Source organism: Okeania sp. SIO3I5 (assembly GCF_010672085.1).
Taxonomy (GTDB): Bacteria; Cyanobacteriota; Cyanobacteriia; order Cyanobacteriales; family Microcoleaceae; genus Trichodesmium.
The window spans coordinates 12760-28948 of sequence record NZ_JAAHHT010000109.1; the positions used below are offsets into that span (position 1 = coordinate 12760).

The window sequence follows — 16189 nt, forward strand, 5'->3', positions numbered from 1 at the left end:
ATGATTAATTATTGGGTAAACTAATCGTAAACTCAGTTCCTTTTCCTAATTCGGAAGTACAAGTAATTTTACCTCCATGTTTTTCAACTACAATTTGCCGAGAAATTGATAAACCTAAACCTGTTCCTTTAGCCACTCCTTTTGTAGTAAATAAATGACCGAATATTTTGTCTTTAACCTCCTCACTCATACCCAGACCATTATCTCTGATTTTGATAATTACCTGTTGTTTTTCTTGGTCAATTTCTGTAGTAATCGTAATCTGATTAGGTGCTGCTTGAATTTCGTCGAAATTTTTCCCGGAATTACTTTCATCTAAAGCATCAATTCCATTAGCAATTAAATTCATAAACACTTGATTTAATTGCCCTGGATAGCAGTTAATTTCTGGCAAATTTCCATAGTTTTTTACTACTTGAATTTCAGGGCGAACTTCATTAGCTTTGAGTCGGTGTCTGAGAATTAATAAAGTGCTATCTATACCATCATGGATGTTAAATATAGTTTTCACTATTGTATCGGTACGAGAAAAACTTCTCATAGATTTACTAATCTCGGTAAGACGTTTTGTTCCTGTTTTCATTGACTCAATTAATTCTGGTAAATCTTCGATCAAATAATCTAATTCTATCTCTTCAATTTTGTTTTGAATTGTTTGACTATTATGTTCAAATCCTTGCTCATAAAGTTGTAACAAATCCATTAAATCCTGAATGTATTCAGTGGCATAATCTAAATTACCTCCAATAAACCCAACAGGATTATTAATTTCGTGAGCTACCCCAGCAGTTAATTGGCCAATTGAAGCCATTTTTTCGCTTTGAACAAGTTGCAGTTGTGTTTGCTCTAATTGTTGAGCATAATTCTGAGATTCTCTATAGAGTCTGGCGTTTTCTAGGGAAATTGCTGCTTGAGAACAAAGTAAACTTAATACTTCCACTCGTTCCCTGGTAAATGCTCCTGTTAATTGATTATTTTCTAGGTAGAGAATGCCGATGGTGTTACCCCGATCTATTAAGGGTAGACATAAAACAGACTGGGGTTGGTGTTTTTGGATATAAGCATCGCCTGCATAAGCATTGTTGTTACTAGCGTTATCCAGAACCAAAGGCTTTTGCCTGCGCTTGACTTGATTGATAATACTCAAAGGTACTGCCTGAGTTTCTAAGACGGGAATAGGGTCAATTTTGGTAGCTTTTTGCCCAGTAGCAAGAGCAGTGAGGATTAAAACTTGGTCTTGAAACAGCATCAAAGCCAGAGTTTCAGCACCAGCATTTTCTCTGACTCCTTGCATTAAATTAACGATCGCTCCGTCTAAGGATATATCTTCTGAGAGGGTGCGCGATGCTTTCATTAAAGTAGTTAAGTCTAATATTTTTCCTTTTCCTGTTGTCGTCTGGGAAATTGTTCTTTGAGTTAAACAGGTGAGAGTTGCACTGGAGAGGGAGCTAAGTTTTGGCTTTTCGAGAATGGGTTTGAGGAGGTAAGGGTATCGCTTTTCTAAGTCGTCTATTTTCACTTTGGCTCCCCAACGGGCGTAGCAATAGTATGCTTCTTGCATATAGGTCGCTGCAATTTTTTCTTTGCCCCAGTCAAGGTATAATTTGGCAGCGAGTTCATTGGCGATCGCTTCTTCTTGAATATATTCATTTTCTTTAGCTCCTGCTATGGCACGATCATACATTTCCATCGCTGCCATTCTTTCACCCAAAACCCGATGTTTTTCTGCTTCTATTAGATCATATTTATGCTGGCAATTCATCGGCGCTTCGACTGCCCACTTGCCCATCCTTTCTTGATTGGCAATAACGCGATCGAGGTATGATTGATTTTCTTTGGGTTGCTCTAACGAATATTGAGCTAACAAAACCAGAGAATCAAGAAAGTTGGCTACCGCACCGACAAAAGAGGCTCCAACAGCTTGAATATATTTGTTCATCTGTGCAGCATGAGTTAATGCTTCTGAATTACGTCCGAGCAAATAACAGAGGAGCGTTTCGCTCATATAAATATCGAAGATCGGCCAAGCACTTTGATTTGCTTCTAAGTCGGGCAAGAATGCATTCCTATCAAGATAGGTTCCGATTAATTGATGGGGTTCGGGATTGAAACCACGAAGATTAGCGACTAACTGTCTCCAAATATTCATGGTTTTGGCAGTATATTCACTTTTAATTTTCCGCGCCACCAGATCGATATAAAGGTTTTGTTGTTTATGAACTTCCTCTAGATTTTCCCCTGCCCAGAACAAAAGAAAGCAGTAATTTGCCACGCAAAATGATCCGTAAGTTAAATCTCCAACCTCCAATCCAATCTGTAGCGCATCGAGTAAAGCAGGAAGGCAATTGCGAAGAGGTTCTTGCCAATGTTGAATCTGGGTGCTGAAGATAAAAGAAATCTGACCAGAAATTGCTTTGGCATGAAAGCGATCGAGTAGTTTTATTGCCAATAATCCTGCCCAATATCCTTTGGGAATATTTTCCTGCGCACACAATAGCATCCCGTGAATGGCATAAGCAATGGCAGAGACAGAAGTCCATCCTTTTTGCTCGCAAAGATCGATATGAGCGAGGGAAACCGGCCACATTAGTTCGGGTTTTGTACTGAGCGCTGGTACATAGACAGAAGCAAGTAATCTCATTATGGCTAAACTCAAGGGATCTTCTATTTCTGGGAGGTGCTTGATGTCTTCAACTTGGGGAAGAGTCGGATTTTTTGCAGCGAATTCCCAAATTTGAGTTTGCGACAAACCCAACATTTCCAGTGCTTCAAGCGCTGCCTCTAGTGCGCGGGGCATCTGAAAATAATTGACGTAAATTTGAGTTTTAATTTCCCAAACTTTCACAATATCGAGCTGAGAAGTCGCTTGTTGTTGAACGATTTCGGCCAGCGATTCGGCTTCCGAGATGTTGCCACTAATACATTCAACTTCTAGGGTTTCTACATGAAGGTTTAATGTTAAAGTATACTGAGTTGCCCAACTATCACTCTCTAACAATTTTAATCCTGTTTTCAGGTAAGCGAGAGCGCCTTGATAAGCAGTGGATAGTTTAGCTTTGCGCCCAGCTTGTAAATTTAAGTGTGCCAATTCTTCCCGTTGAGCAGATTGCTTGATTAAATCCGTACCATGATTTAATTGATTGACAATGGCAAAAATATTCGCGTCTCGCATACTTTCTGGAGTATTTTGCAGTAACAATTGCCCAATTTTGAGATGAGTCTTTTGCTTGTGCTTTTCGGGAATCAGAGAATAAGATGCTTGTTGAACGCGATCGTGCAAGAAGCGATAATTCACTACAATTCCCTCGACTTGACTGTCCTGTTGTTCCCATTCTTGGAAAAACTTGTAGGCTTCGCTCTGGGGTAAAGTCAGTCCTTCTTGCAGGGCACTCCAGAGAGCGGATGCGACTTCCTCTGCAGGGGTTTCGCAGATAATAGCTAAGGTATCTAAGTCAAATTGATTGCCGATACAGGCGGCTAATTTCAGGACTTTTTGCGTATCTTGAGGCAATTTGTGCAAACGCCACGCCATAAATTCCACTACATCATCAGTAAGCGCCCTTTGCTTCACTTTAGTAAGCTCGTACTCCCAATATCCCACTTCCCGATTAAACTTAATTAATTCATCCCCATACAAACCCAACAGAAACTGAGTCGTAAAAAACGGATTTCCCTTTGTTTTCTGATACACCAACTCGGTGAACGGTTTGGCTACTTGGAGATCGCAGCTCAGAGTATCCGCTACCAAACAATTTATATTCTCCTCCGATAAAGGTGCTAACGTAATAGTGTTAATCGTTGCTTCTGCTTTCCTGATTTCATCCAGGGTTAACATCAACGGATGGGCAGGAAATACCTCATTATCCCGATATGCTCCAATTAATAGTAAATAACCCTTTTCTCTTTCACTCATCAACAATTTCAGCAAATTCAGAGAAGCTGAGTCTGCCCACTGCAAGTCATCTAAGAATATTACTAAAGGATGCTCCTTGCTTGTAAAAACTTGAATAAATTTACTAAAGAATAAATTAAACCGATTTTGCGCTGCACTTCCTGATAATTCTGGTACAGAAGGTTGCTTGCCAATAATTTTTTCTAACTCCGGAATCACATCAACAATTACTTGCCCATTCTCCCCTACTGCATCCAGAATTTTATCTTTCCATTGCTGTAGTTTAGTATCACCTTCACTCAATAATTGCCCCATTAAATCTCGCAGAGATTGCACTAATGCAGAAAAAGGGATATTGCGATTAAACTGATCAAATTTTCCTTTGATGAAATAACCCCTTTGCTTCACAATAGGTTTGTGAACTTCGTTGACAATTGCTGTTTTTCCAATCCCAGAGAAACCTGCCACCAATATTATTTCTGAACCTCCCCCTTGTCTAAGGGTGGATTGAGGGGGGATTGCTACTCTCTCAAATGCTGCTAATAACTGCTCAACTTTTGCGTCCCTGCCATATAATTTTTCTGGAATCAGGAAGCGATCGCTAATATCCCTACTTCCCAACTCAAAATACTCAATTTTTCCCTGAGACTTCCATTCCTGTCGGCATTTTTCCAAATCATATTTTAAACCCAAACCACTCTGATACCTATCTTCCGCGTTTTTCGCCATCAACTTCATAACAGTGTTAATCAGCATTTGAGGTATTTGCGTTCCCCCTTCCCTACTCCCTAGTATTGGCATTTTCGCCAAATGACAATGTACCAATTCCATTGGATCGGTAGTATCAAATGGTAAAACTCCATTTAACATCTCAAAAAAGGTTACGCCCAAGGAATAAAAGTCACTGCGATAATCTATTCCACGATTCATCCTGCCAGTTTGTTCTGGTGAAATGTAAGCTAAAGTTCCTTCTAATACACTGTAGTTTTGAATAGTTTGAGTTTCTTTTGGCAATAGACTAGAAATACTAAAGTCAATAATTTTTACTTCCTTAGTTTCGGGATTAATCAGTATATTTGCTGGTTTAATATCTTTATGAATAATTCGGTTTTGGTGTAATTGATAGACAATTTCTGCTATCTGAATAGCTATGTCTAAAAATTGGGATATGTCTTTGGTTCCAGATAACAAATTTTGATAATATTCACCTAAAGAAATACCACCAAAGTCTGGCATAATTAGAGCATAGCCATTCTGATAACTTAACAGTTCTAATGGTTTGACAATACCTTCTATTTCGAGATTTTTGGCAATGGTGTATTGGTTGCGAAACTGGACTAATTCATTAAAGGAAGGAAACTCCGAACGGAGTAGTTTAATGATTATAAGTTGAGCATTTGCTTTACTCACTCCGCGATAAACAAGGGTGCGACTGCTCTCATGTATTAAGTGGCCGATTTCATAATTAGTTAAGGATGTTATAGTTAAGTTCATACGTATACTAATTAATTTTATTTAAACATTTTATCAATTATTTTCTTTAATTGATTAGACTTCGTGGCAGTTGTCAGGGAATAGGGAATAGGGAATAAAATTGTTGATTTAATATCTTGCAATTGATTTCATTTTTTATTTTTGGAGATGTCTATTTCCAGTTTATAATACTATATTAAATTGTTCCAGTCTAACTACAACATTCTCCCTATTTTTATGTGTTTTATCTCTTAATTGTTGCTTAATATAGCCCAACCGTAAGTTCACTTATAAATTTTTATATAATTAATCAAACATACTCAAAGAATTTACAAGTTATTCAAATTTGAGCTTTGGAATTAGAATTAAAGTAAGGTTATAATAAAGTGTTTAGATTAACTGGCCATGAGTATAAAGATAACATCTTTAACCAATTACGAAATCGGTGATTTAATACATGAGAGCGAGCGCACTCTTGTTTATCAAGGAGTGACTAAAGTAGACTCTGAACCTGTCATCATTAAACTGATGCAGAATCAATTTCCTGACTTTAATGAATTAGTCCAGTTTCGCAACCAATATACTATAGCTAGAAATCTGTCTCTTGAGGGTATAGTCAAACCATTAGAACTGTTAAGTTGTCAGAATGGTTATGCTCTAGTTATGCCAGACTTTGGTGGTATTTCTTTAGGTGAATATTATCAAAATTTTTCACCCTGTCAGGCCAAAGATATATCCCAATTTCTAGACATTGCTATTCAGATAACTGAAATTCTTCAAGTGTTGCATCAAAACCGAATTATTCATAAAGATATTAAACCCGCGAATATACTGATTAATCCAGAAACTAAGCAAGTAAAAATCATTGATTTTAGTATTTCTACTCTTCTGCCAAAAGAAACTAAAACCATTCAAACACCCAATTCCTTAGAAGGAACCTTGGCCTACATCTCACCAGAGCAAACCGGCAGGATGAATCGTGGCATAGATTATCGCAGTGACTTTTATTCCTTGGGCGTAACCTTTTTTGAGATATTAAATGGAGTTTTACCATTTGATACTACAGATCCAATGGAACTGGTGCATTGTCATTTGGCGAAAATGCCAATACTAGGGAGTAGGGAAGGGAGAACACAAATACCCCAAATGCTGATTAACATTGTTATGAAGTTGATGGCAAAAAATGCCGAAGATAGGTATCAGAGTGCTTTGGGTTTAAAATTTGATTTGGAAAAATGCCGGGAGGAATGGCAGCAAAAGGGAAAAATAGAATATTTTGAGTTGGGAAGTAGGGATATTAGCGATCGCTTCCTGATTCCAGAAAAATTATATGGCAGGGACGCAGAAGTTCAACAGTTATTGGCAGCATTTGAGAGAGTAGCGTCTCCCCAGGAGAAACAAGTAGCATCAGGAAAAAGCGAGCTAATATTAGTAGCAGGTTTCTCTGGGATTGGTAAAACTGCTGTTGTCAATGAAGTTCACAAACCTATAGTCAGGCAAAGGGGTTATTTCATAAAAGGCAAATTTGATCAGTTTAATCGCAATATTCCTTTCTCTGCGTTAGTTGAATCTTTGCGGGATTTAATGGGGCAATTATTGAGTGAAAGTGATACTCAGTTGCAACAATGGAAAAGTCAAATCCTGAATGCAGTAGGAGAAAACGGGCAAGTAATAATAGAAGTAATTCCGGAGTTAGAAAAAATTATTGGCAAACAACCTGCTGTGCCAGAATTATCAGGAAGTGCGGCGCAGAATCGGTTTAATTTACTCTTTGGTAAATTTATTCAAGTGTTTACAACCAAAGAACATCCATTAGTAATATTCTTAGATGATTTACAGTGGGCAGACTCTGCTTCTCTTAACTTAATGAAACTGTTGATGAGTCAAGGAGAAAGAGGTTATTTACTATTAATTGGCGCTTATCGGGATAATGAAGTATTTCCAGCTCATCCTTTGATGTTAACCCTAGATGAGATCAGGAAAGCAGACGCAACTATTAACACTATTACCTTAATGCCTTTATCCCTGGAGAATATTAATCATTTGGTGGTGGACACCCTGATATGTGCTCGGGAAGTGGCGCAACCGTTAACAGAATTGGTATATCAGAAGACAAAGGGAAATCCATTTTTTACGACTCAGTTTCTATTGGGTTTGTATGGAGATGAATTGATTAAATTTAATCGGGAAGTAGGGTATTGGGAGTGCGATATTACCAAAGTGAAACAAAAAGCGCTTACCGATGATGTGGTAGAATTTATGGCTGCAAGGTTACAGAAATTGCCGACGGAAACAATTGAGGTGTTGAAGTTAGCAGCTTGTATTGGTAATCAGTTTGATTTAAAAACATTAGCTATAGTTTGTCAACAATCAGAAACCGAAACTTCCACAGCTTTGTGGAGAGCATTGCAGTTAGGATTTATATTACCTCAAAGCGAAGTTTATAAGTTTTATTTTGATCAGGAGCAACAACAACAATTTAGTCAAGGAGAAATTTCCGAGCTTGTCAACTATAAGTTTTTGCACGATCGAGTTCAACAAGCTGCTTACTCTCTAATTCTCGAAGCAGACAAACAAGCAACTCACCTGAAAATTGGTCAGTTTTTGTTGAGTCAAACATCTTCCCAAGAGCAAGAGGAAAAGCTATTTACCATTGTAAATCAGCTAAATATAGGTCGTGAGTTATTATCTACCGAGGCTGAACTTAACCGTCTAGCTCGGCTGAATTTACAAGCAGGGCAAAAAGCTAAACTATCCACAGCTTATGCTGCTGCAATTGATTATCTAAACATTGCCCGTCAGCTACTGCCATGGGACAGTTGGGAAAACAACTATGACATCACACTAGAAATTTTTGTAGAAGCACTAGAAGCAGAGTATCTCAATACCAACTTTGATCAAGTAGAAATCCTGGCAGCAAATATTCTGGAACATACCAGAACAGTGTTGGATGCTATCAAAGTCTATGAAGTGAAAATTCGAGCCTGGATCGGTTGTGGCGATCAACATCAGGCATTAGAGACTGGATTATATGTGCTAAAACTACTTAAGATTTCCTTACTCGAAGAGAAACCAGATTCTGTAGCAGATGTGGCTCGACTCATTGATGCTCCAGAAATGGCAGATCCATACAAGCTAGCAGCAATGTCTATTATGGCTTACATTGTTACGCCAGCATGGGCTGTTAGTCCAGATGATTTTCGTCATATTACCTTTACAATGGTGGATTTGTCTCTGAGATATGGTAACTGTGCTGCATCATCATTTGGTTATGTTTGGTACGGCACCTTATTATGTGAAGCACTAGGAAATATTGATGAAGGCTATGAGTTTGGGCGATTATCTGTAGCATTGTTAGATCGCTTTAATGCTCGCGAACTCCGTTCTAAGGTTTTGGTACTCTACGCAAGCTGCATTGGATTTTGGAAAGAACACGTCAAAGAATTTCTCTCCGTTCATCTCGAAGGATTGCAAAGTGGCTTAGAAACGGGGGATTTTGAATTTGCCTGCTACGGAGCTGCTGAATATTCCCAATATTTATTTTTAGTAGGCTTGCCCTTGGAGGAAGTTAAAAACGAATCTCAGCAAAAGCTTTCCCTAATTCAACACCTCAAACAGAGCTTTCATGTAGATTACTTGGCTCCTTGGTTGCAAGGAACACTCAATTTGATGGGTGAAAGTGAGTCGAGCGCAACTTTGAATGGACCAATTTACAATGAAGAAGATCGTCTACAAACATTAGTTGAACAGAAACAATTAACTACAGTCTTTGTCGCTTATTTTGTGAAGAGCTTTTTAAGCTATCTTTTTGGGGATGCAGTTCAGGCAGTTAAAGATGGCAATAGCGCACGGGATAGTAGTGCAGGTGTTGCAGGAACTTTATTTATTCCTGCCGAATTGTTTTATTCATCATTAGCTCGAATTGCCTGTTTAGGAAGCGTCGATCCATGCCAACAAAAATCTGAACGACAAAATGTCAATGAGTGCCTTGCTAAATTAAAACATTGGGCAAACTATGCCCCGATGAACTACCAACATAAATGCGATTTGTTGGCAGCAGAATTAGCAAAACATGATAGCTTATTTATGGTGGCTATGGATCTTTACGACAAAGCGATTGCGGGAGCTAAAGAAAATGAATACATCCAAGAAGAAGGCCTAGCTAATGAACTTGCTGCCAAATTCTACCTCGAATGGGGCAAAGAAAAAATTGCCTGTATCTATATGCAAGAAGCTTATTACTGTTATTCCCGTTGGGGAGCAAAAGCTAAAACTGACGACTTAGAAAAACGCTACCCCAATTTACTCACTCCAATATTAGAGCAGGCAGCACAAACCTTATATCCTCTGGAAACACTATCAACTCTTACCCAAGAGAGTATTTCAATTCATAATTTCATCACTACCACCCATTCCTCTAGTAGCAGTATCAATAGCACTCTTGATTTTGCTGCTGTACTCAAAGCCCATCAAACCCTTTCAGGAACTATTGAATTTGATGAATTGCTCCGCCAACTGACTCAAATCATTTTACAATATTCTGGAGGCGATCGCTGTGCCTTGATCATTTCTGATGAAGTTGGAGAATGGCAGGTACGGGCGATCGCGCAGCCTTCCCAAAGGGAAATCGCTACACCAGAAGAGATACAATTCTGTACTGAGCCACTTAATAAAGCTCAAAATATTCCAGTCAAACTGATTCAGTATGTTAAAAACACCCATGAAACAGTCGTTATTGATGACTTAGAGACGGATTTGCCAGTGTTAGACGATTATCTTAGGCAACATCAACCTCAGAGTGTTTTGGGCTTGCCAATGCTGAACCAGGGGCGTTGCATCGGCATAGTATGCTTAGAAAATCGCATCGCCAGTGGAGTATTTACAGGCGATAGCATTACGCTCCTCAACTTTTTCTGTACCCAAGCTGCGATTTCTATCCAAAACTCTTTGCTTTATCAAAAATTGGAGTATTCCCTCCTCAAAACTCAAAAAACTTCCCAGGAACTGGTAGAACTTGTCGCCCTTTCTCAAGGAGAACAGCGAATTTTGGCACTCATTGCCCAAGGATTACCTCTAACTCAAATGTTGTCAGAAACGGCTATATATATTGAAAACCAGAGTCGCCATGCCGCTTATTGTTCTTTCTTGTTGCTTGACGCTGGAGGGCGACTGCGTCATCTCGCCGCCCCTAGTTTGCCAAGCGACTACAATGACTTGATTGACGGCATTGCCATTGGCCCGGATGTTGGCTCTTGTGGAACCGCTGCCTATCGCAAGGCATCCGTGACTGTAACCAATATTGCCACCGATCCCCTGTGGGTTAATTTCCAGATTGCTTTAGATTTTGGTTTACGTGCGTGCACGTCTACGCCGATTTTAGGTGGAGAAGGGCAAGTGCTGGCAACCCTAGCCATGTACCAACCTGAACCAGGTGAATTCACCCTGCACGATCGCCAGTTAATGGAGGTTGGTACCTATCTGGCGCGGATTGCGATTGAACGTCACCAAGCCGATATTGAGCTACAGCAACTCAATCTACAAATGATCCAAGGAGAGAAAATGGCAACTCTGGGCAACTTAGTCGCTGGTGTCGCCCATGAAGTAAACAACCCTATTGGGTTCCTTGACGGCAGCGTTGAAAATGCTAAAGACTACGTGCAAAATATATTTGAGTATCTAGATACCTATCAATCCGAACATCCCGCAAATGAGCTGTTGCAAAAAAGTGCTGAAGAGATTGAACTGGAATTTATGCGGGAAGATTTCCCTAAGCTACTGAAGTCGATGCAAAACGCAACTAATCGCATCAAAGGCATCAGCACTAGCATCCGCACTTTCTCCCGTGCTGATACAGAACATAAAGTCAGCGCTTGTTTACATGAAGGACTCAATAGCACCCTGTTAATCCTCAAATATCGCCTGCAAGCGTCGGAGAAACGTCCGGGAATTGAAGTAGTTAAGAACTATGGCGATCTGCCTAATATCGACTGTTTTCCCGGACAACTTAACCAAGTATTTATGAATATTCTGGCTAATGCTGTTGATATGTTCGATGAATTCGCTCAAGAAATGACTTTAGAGGATTTGAAGAGTAATCCTCAGAAAATTACAATTCAAACTGCGAATTTAGCTGAACAAAATGCGGTGGAGATTCTGATTTCAGATAATGGCAAAGGGATGCCAGATGAGGTAAAATCTAAGATATTTGACCATTTATTTACTACAAAGGAAGTAGGAAAAGGAACTGGATTGGGGTTGGCGATCGCCAAGCAAATTATTGAAGAAAAACATGGAGGTGCAATTGATTGTATCTCAGAATTAGGTAAAGGCACAAAATTTATCATCACTTTGCCAGTAGACCCAAAAAGCTTCCTGACAGAAGACGTTCAACCTTGAGTTAATTATCCAAAAAGCAGATCACGCGCCCAATATCATGCCACTACAAATAGCTAGAAAAAAATCGGTATAATTAGTATGCGTTTTTCAATTAATTTTAACGAGCGATCTCTGAAATATTAGATACTGTTTGTCAAAGGAATATTAAATCTAGGGGTAGTGCCGTGTCAAGCTTGAAATGGTGTGTTAGGAGAGAGCAACAAACGAAGACCTCTTCCCCCTGCCCCTCCCAGGGCTAATTCTTTGTCTGAGCTAGAATATTTAGGGAGAGGATGGGGAGGATGGGGAGCATGGGGAGCATGGGGAGCATGGGGAGGATGAGGAGGATGGGGAGGATGGGGAGGATGGGGATACGTAAGCTGCATGAATAAAAGTGGACTTTTCTGCCACACCTCCCACATCTGCCACACCTCACACACTTCCCACACCTCCCACACCTCACACACTTCCCACACCTCCCACACTTCCCACACTTCCCCACCCTCTCCTACTTTTTTCTCTGATGACAATAAATTGACCCTGCCTGCCCCTCCCCCTCTCCTACTTTTGAGAGGAGAGAAATGCTCCCCCCAACGCTAGCAGGGAAGGGGGTTGGGGGGTTAGGTTTTTTAATCCACATTTTCTTTTTTTGACGCGCCAGTAGGGTGGGTTATATCAAATCCTTTTAATTGGACATAAAAAAAATCTCATATCTTCATAACTACGTTCATCTTTATGATTCTTTCTCCTCCTGAGGACCTACGGACGTTGGTTGAGCATTAATGCGTTTTCTTATCGGGAATGCTCCTATTCCATGTCGCGTAGCGTTAACGGAGTTATGCGCCAGTAAAACGTCCCTACCTCCTGACTCCTAAAGACTTAAGCAATCTATAACTGTTTACAGCGGTTTTCATATGAATAAACCACAATGATACTGACTCTTCACTCCTAACTCTTGACTCCTGACTCCTAACTCCTGACTCCTAACAATGAATTTAGTGGTCTACTCAACTGAAAAGCGCTGTAAGCGGATTTGATATTAGGCGGCAATAACTACGAATCCTAGCTAAAATTTAACTTTCCGCCGTAACCCACCAAACATTAAGCACTCTGGTTCTCTTAATCTTTGGCTGACAAACAGTCTCTTATTGTATACATTTTTATGTTTTTTGCCATGAAAAAATTTGGAAAATATCTCTCTAATCTACCTACTATTTTTTAATACTTACAACAGATTTGAGATTAACTTAGTGTAATTAATAGGCTAAACATTTTTGGCTTGTTTTCTATCCTACTTCCTATCTTTCCTATTCCCTAAAATCATCAATTCATCAATAAGTCCAGAAGTAACTTGGCAAATATAGCACTACGCATTATGGCTAGAACATTTCTAAATCCTCAAAGACTTTGAAAGTCGGTAGTCCTGCATTCTAATGGTGAAAATATATATTTTTTAATTTCTTCCCACACGGACCACACGGACCACACGGACCACACGGACCACACGGGCCACACGGACCACACTCTCTCTACCATTCCTCAGCACCACCACCTGAAAGTCTACTGTTACCTGTTCCCTATTCCCTGTTACCTATTCACGCTTCGCGTAGCGCTATAATTTATTCTCTGGATTGAATATCAAATTATTCACCATAATTATTTTCTGCAAATCCTCAAATAATAATTAGGCATACTCAACACTAAATTAGCAACTTCAACTATTCCCTTACCTCAATATTATAAGATTTATTTAATATTTTTATTTTATTCAGTAATTAGTAACTAATTAATCTTAAAAATACATAGATATTTGACTACAAAATAACACTTTTAAATATTAATGAGTATTTGTGCTTATCTTATTTTTTACCTAAATATTTAAAAGAATTTAGTGATTATACTGAAACTATATTTATCAATGTAGAGGAAGTTTTCCTAGTATTTTTAGCCATTGATATACTACAATAAAAAGTATCAACTCAAAAGCAAATAAATTATGAAGAGAATTATAACTATCTTGGGTATTAGTGCAATCTTGCTATCTTTTACAAATATTGCCAAAGCACAATCCAATAACCCTCAAACCAAAACAACCATATCTGGAGAGTCTCTCAAAACAGTAGAAGGCAGATCAATTACTAATGATAATTATCGCACATATATTGACGACCCAGAATCTAATAATCCTTCTACTGAGGGAATTAAACCTTATGAACTGCGTCGTCAAGAACAAAATGTAGAAGTGATTCCCGGAGTCTCTATTCCCGTCAACCCAGATGAACCTCAATTAGAAAACCCCCTTGAAGAAGATACTTTAGACGGCGATCAATCTGGAAAAGGATTTAAGTTGAAATTAGGAATTTAGAAATTATTGATGCCATCAAATTTTTGGAAATACTTTGCAAATTATAAATTTCAGAGAAAATGACAGATTGGGAACTGATTATTATCAGTTCCTCATTTTTAATTTGCTTCAAAGAATAAGAAATAGACAGAAGAAAAGTTGAACATTTTACAGAAATTTGGGAGTTAGTGAAGTACAAAGTTCGATCGCTTTAGTAAATAGGGAAAAGAGATTAGTCTTTAAACCTCACCATCTGCGTCAAGTGTTGTAATTAGGACTTACGCAGAGCCACCATATATAGTAGGGGCGAATGGAAGAAAGCCCTCTAGGAATAGCGTATTATCTAAGGATTTGCGTAAGTCCTGGTAATATCAAGTCTCATTAATTAGCCATAATAAAAACGTTCTTCTCTGGCGCGCGAGAATATTTTTCAAATTTTCTGCTACTCCCTACTCCCTACTCCCTAAATTTTTTGAAGTCTAATCTTTTATTTGAGCCATCATTGCAGCATCATCCCAATAAGAAGATACTTGTTTGATTTTACCATCTTCATTAATGTCAAACACACTAATTCCCTCTGCAATTCCCTGCTTACCATTTTTTCCAACTCCCTGCATCGTCCATTTAACTGCTGCCCCATTATCTACAATAAATATATTGTTTGGTATCAATTCTAGTTTGGCAAAAACCATTGATAATAACCCAAAGAATTTCTGATAGTCTGACTGCACATTACTGGGTGGTTTCCCAACAGGATCATAGATAACACCATCTTCAGTAAAGTTTTCTACCCATGCTTGAGCATTCATCGCTGCCATATTTGTGAAGTAAGAATTGACGACTGTTTCGATAGTTTCTTTTGTCATTTTTGATTTCGATATTTAGTAAGTGTTACAGTTATAATATCAAGTTTAGATAATTAGTTACAATCAACAATTTTTCCTTTGGATCGAGAAATTGAGAATATAATTTATAATAGAAAAAAGGGAGTAGGGTTCATTACAGCGCTTTTCAGTTGAGTAGACCACTAAATTCATTGTTAGGAGTCAGGAGTCAGGAGTCAGGAGTCAGGAGTTAGGAGTTAGGAGTTAGGAGTTAGGAGTGAAGAGTCAGTATCATTGTGGTTTATTCATATGAAAACCGCTGTAATTGATAATGGATAATGGATAATGGATAATTACCTTTCCCTTTTAGGGAGAGGATTGACTAAAAGGAAAAGATTTATTTCTCTTGGTTGATTGAATATGGTTAGTTTTCCTTTCCCTCCGGGACGCTACGCGTTTTCCTACGGAATGCTGCGCAAACATGTCGCGTAGTGAAACAGCATCCCATCCTACGGACTGCTCCACAAACAACCGTTTTTTCCCCTTTCAAGGGGAGACTTTAAACCTGAATTATCTAATTATTTAATTGTTTAATTATTAATTATTTCGGTAAATAATTGATTATTTCTGCGGAATAATTGATTTCTTGTTTTTATTTTGGAGAGGTCTAATATTTCTCTCATATTCTAGATTGCTTGTTGCGTAAAATCCAAAATTTGTGTACCCGAATCTATTAAGAAATACTATATCAACCAAATATATTTTTATATTCTCCCTTATTCCCTACTTTTACCAAAAAATCAGCCTTCTTGCCTCTCCTTTTTAAGGGAATGAAAAAAATATTTGGTTCATTATTTCAATCCCAATGGTTCAGATGGAGGTACTGATAACTGATAGCTGATAACTGATAACTGAAATGACTCCCTGTTCCCAAAAAAAAGAGTAATCTTGCTGAAAAAGCTAGCTGAGATACTCCCTTGTTTAATTCAAAGTTTTTATTCAGTTTTGTTTTTCGGATTTTTCTTGGTTTGAAATCCAATTTAGACCTCCTAAAATATAGATTATTAACTTGTATTTTCTGGAAAATATATCTATCCCTAGGTGATTAAGGAAAATAATTTATTAAACACTGGCCATCTCTAACCAATCAAATATTTGGTCCAATTGCTTCAATGTTACGAGACCGTATTGCCAAAGTACCATCGGTAATTGATTAGAGTCTTCTTCTTGATGTCGTAAAGCAGTAGCGATCGCAGAATCAGATATGGACAACTCCCACTT

The 16189-nt window shown here is 38.5% G+C and carries 7 protein-coding genes; 2 read left to right on the forward strand and 5 right to left on the reverse strand.

Translation table 11 applies throughout. The annotated features are described in order from the left end of the window. Positions 1 to 4: 4 nt before the first annotated feature. The gene (locus F6K40_RS22360) at positions 5 to 5386 is read right to left on the reverse strand and encodes a trifunctional serine/threonine-protein kinase/ATP-binding protein/sensor histidine kinase (protein WP_293139309.1); all 5382 of its coding nucleotides are present in this window, start codon (positions 5384 to 5386) and stop codon (positions 5 to 7) included. Between the two features lie 384 nt (positions 5387 to 5770). Between F6K40_RS22360 and F6K40_RS22365 the strand changes: the two genes are divergently transcribed. After that, positions 5771 to 11761, forward strand: a complete 5991-nt coding sequence (locus F6K40_RS22365) for an AAA family ATPase (protein ID WP_293139310.1) — start codon at positions 5771 to 5773, stop codon at positions 11759 to 11761. 167 nt (positions 11762 to 11928) lie between these two features. Here the strand turns inward: F6K40_RS22365 and F6K40_RS22370 are convergent, their stop codons facing one another. Further along, a complete protein-coding gene (locus F6K40_RS22370; protein ID WP_293139311.1) occupies positions 11929 to 12270 on the reverse strand; it encodes a hypothetical protein in 342 nt (113 codons plus the stop codon). A gap of 868 nt (positions 12271 to 13138) precedes the next feature. Further along, the gene (locus F6K40_RS22375; RefSeq protein ID WP_293139312.1) at positions 13139 to 13276 is read right to left on the reverse strand and encodes a hypothetical protein; all 138 of its coding nucleotides are present in this window, start codon (positions 13274 to 13276) and stop codon (positions 13139 to 13141) included. Between the two features lie 460 nt (positions 13277 to 13736). On the opposite strand from F6K40_RS22375, the gene F6K40_RS22380 reads away from it, so the two are divergent. Further along, entirely contained in the window at positions 13737 to 14105 is a 369-nt protein-coding gene (locus tag F6K40_RS22380) for a hypothetical protein (protein ID WP_293139313.1), read from the forward strand. Positions 14106 to 14563: 458 nt separating this feature from the next. On the opposite strand, the gene F6K40_RS22385 is transcribed toward F6K40_RS22380, so the two are convergent. Next, complete coding sequence (locus tag F6K40_RS22385) at positions 14564 to 14950, reverse strand: nuclear transport factor 2 family protein (protein ID WP_293139314.1); 387 nt, start codon at positions 14948 to 14950, stop codon at positions 14564 to 14566. A gap of 1080 nt (positions 14951 to 16030) precedes the next feature. Continuing rightward, positions 16031 to 16189, reverse strand: a 159-nt coding sequence (locus F6K40_RS22390) for a DUF2949 domain-containing protein (RefSeq protein WP_293139315.1), incomplete at its 5' end; no start/stop codon positions are given.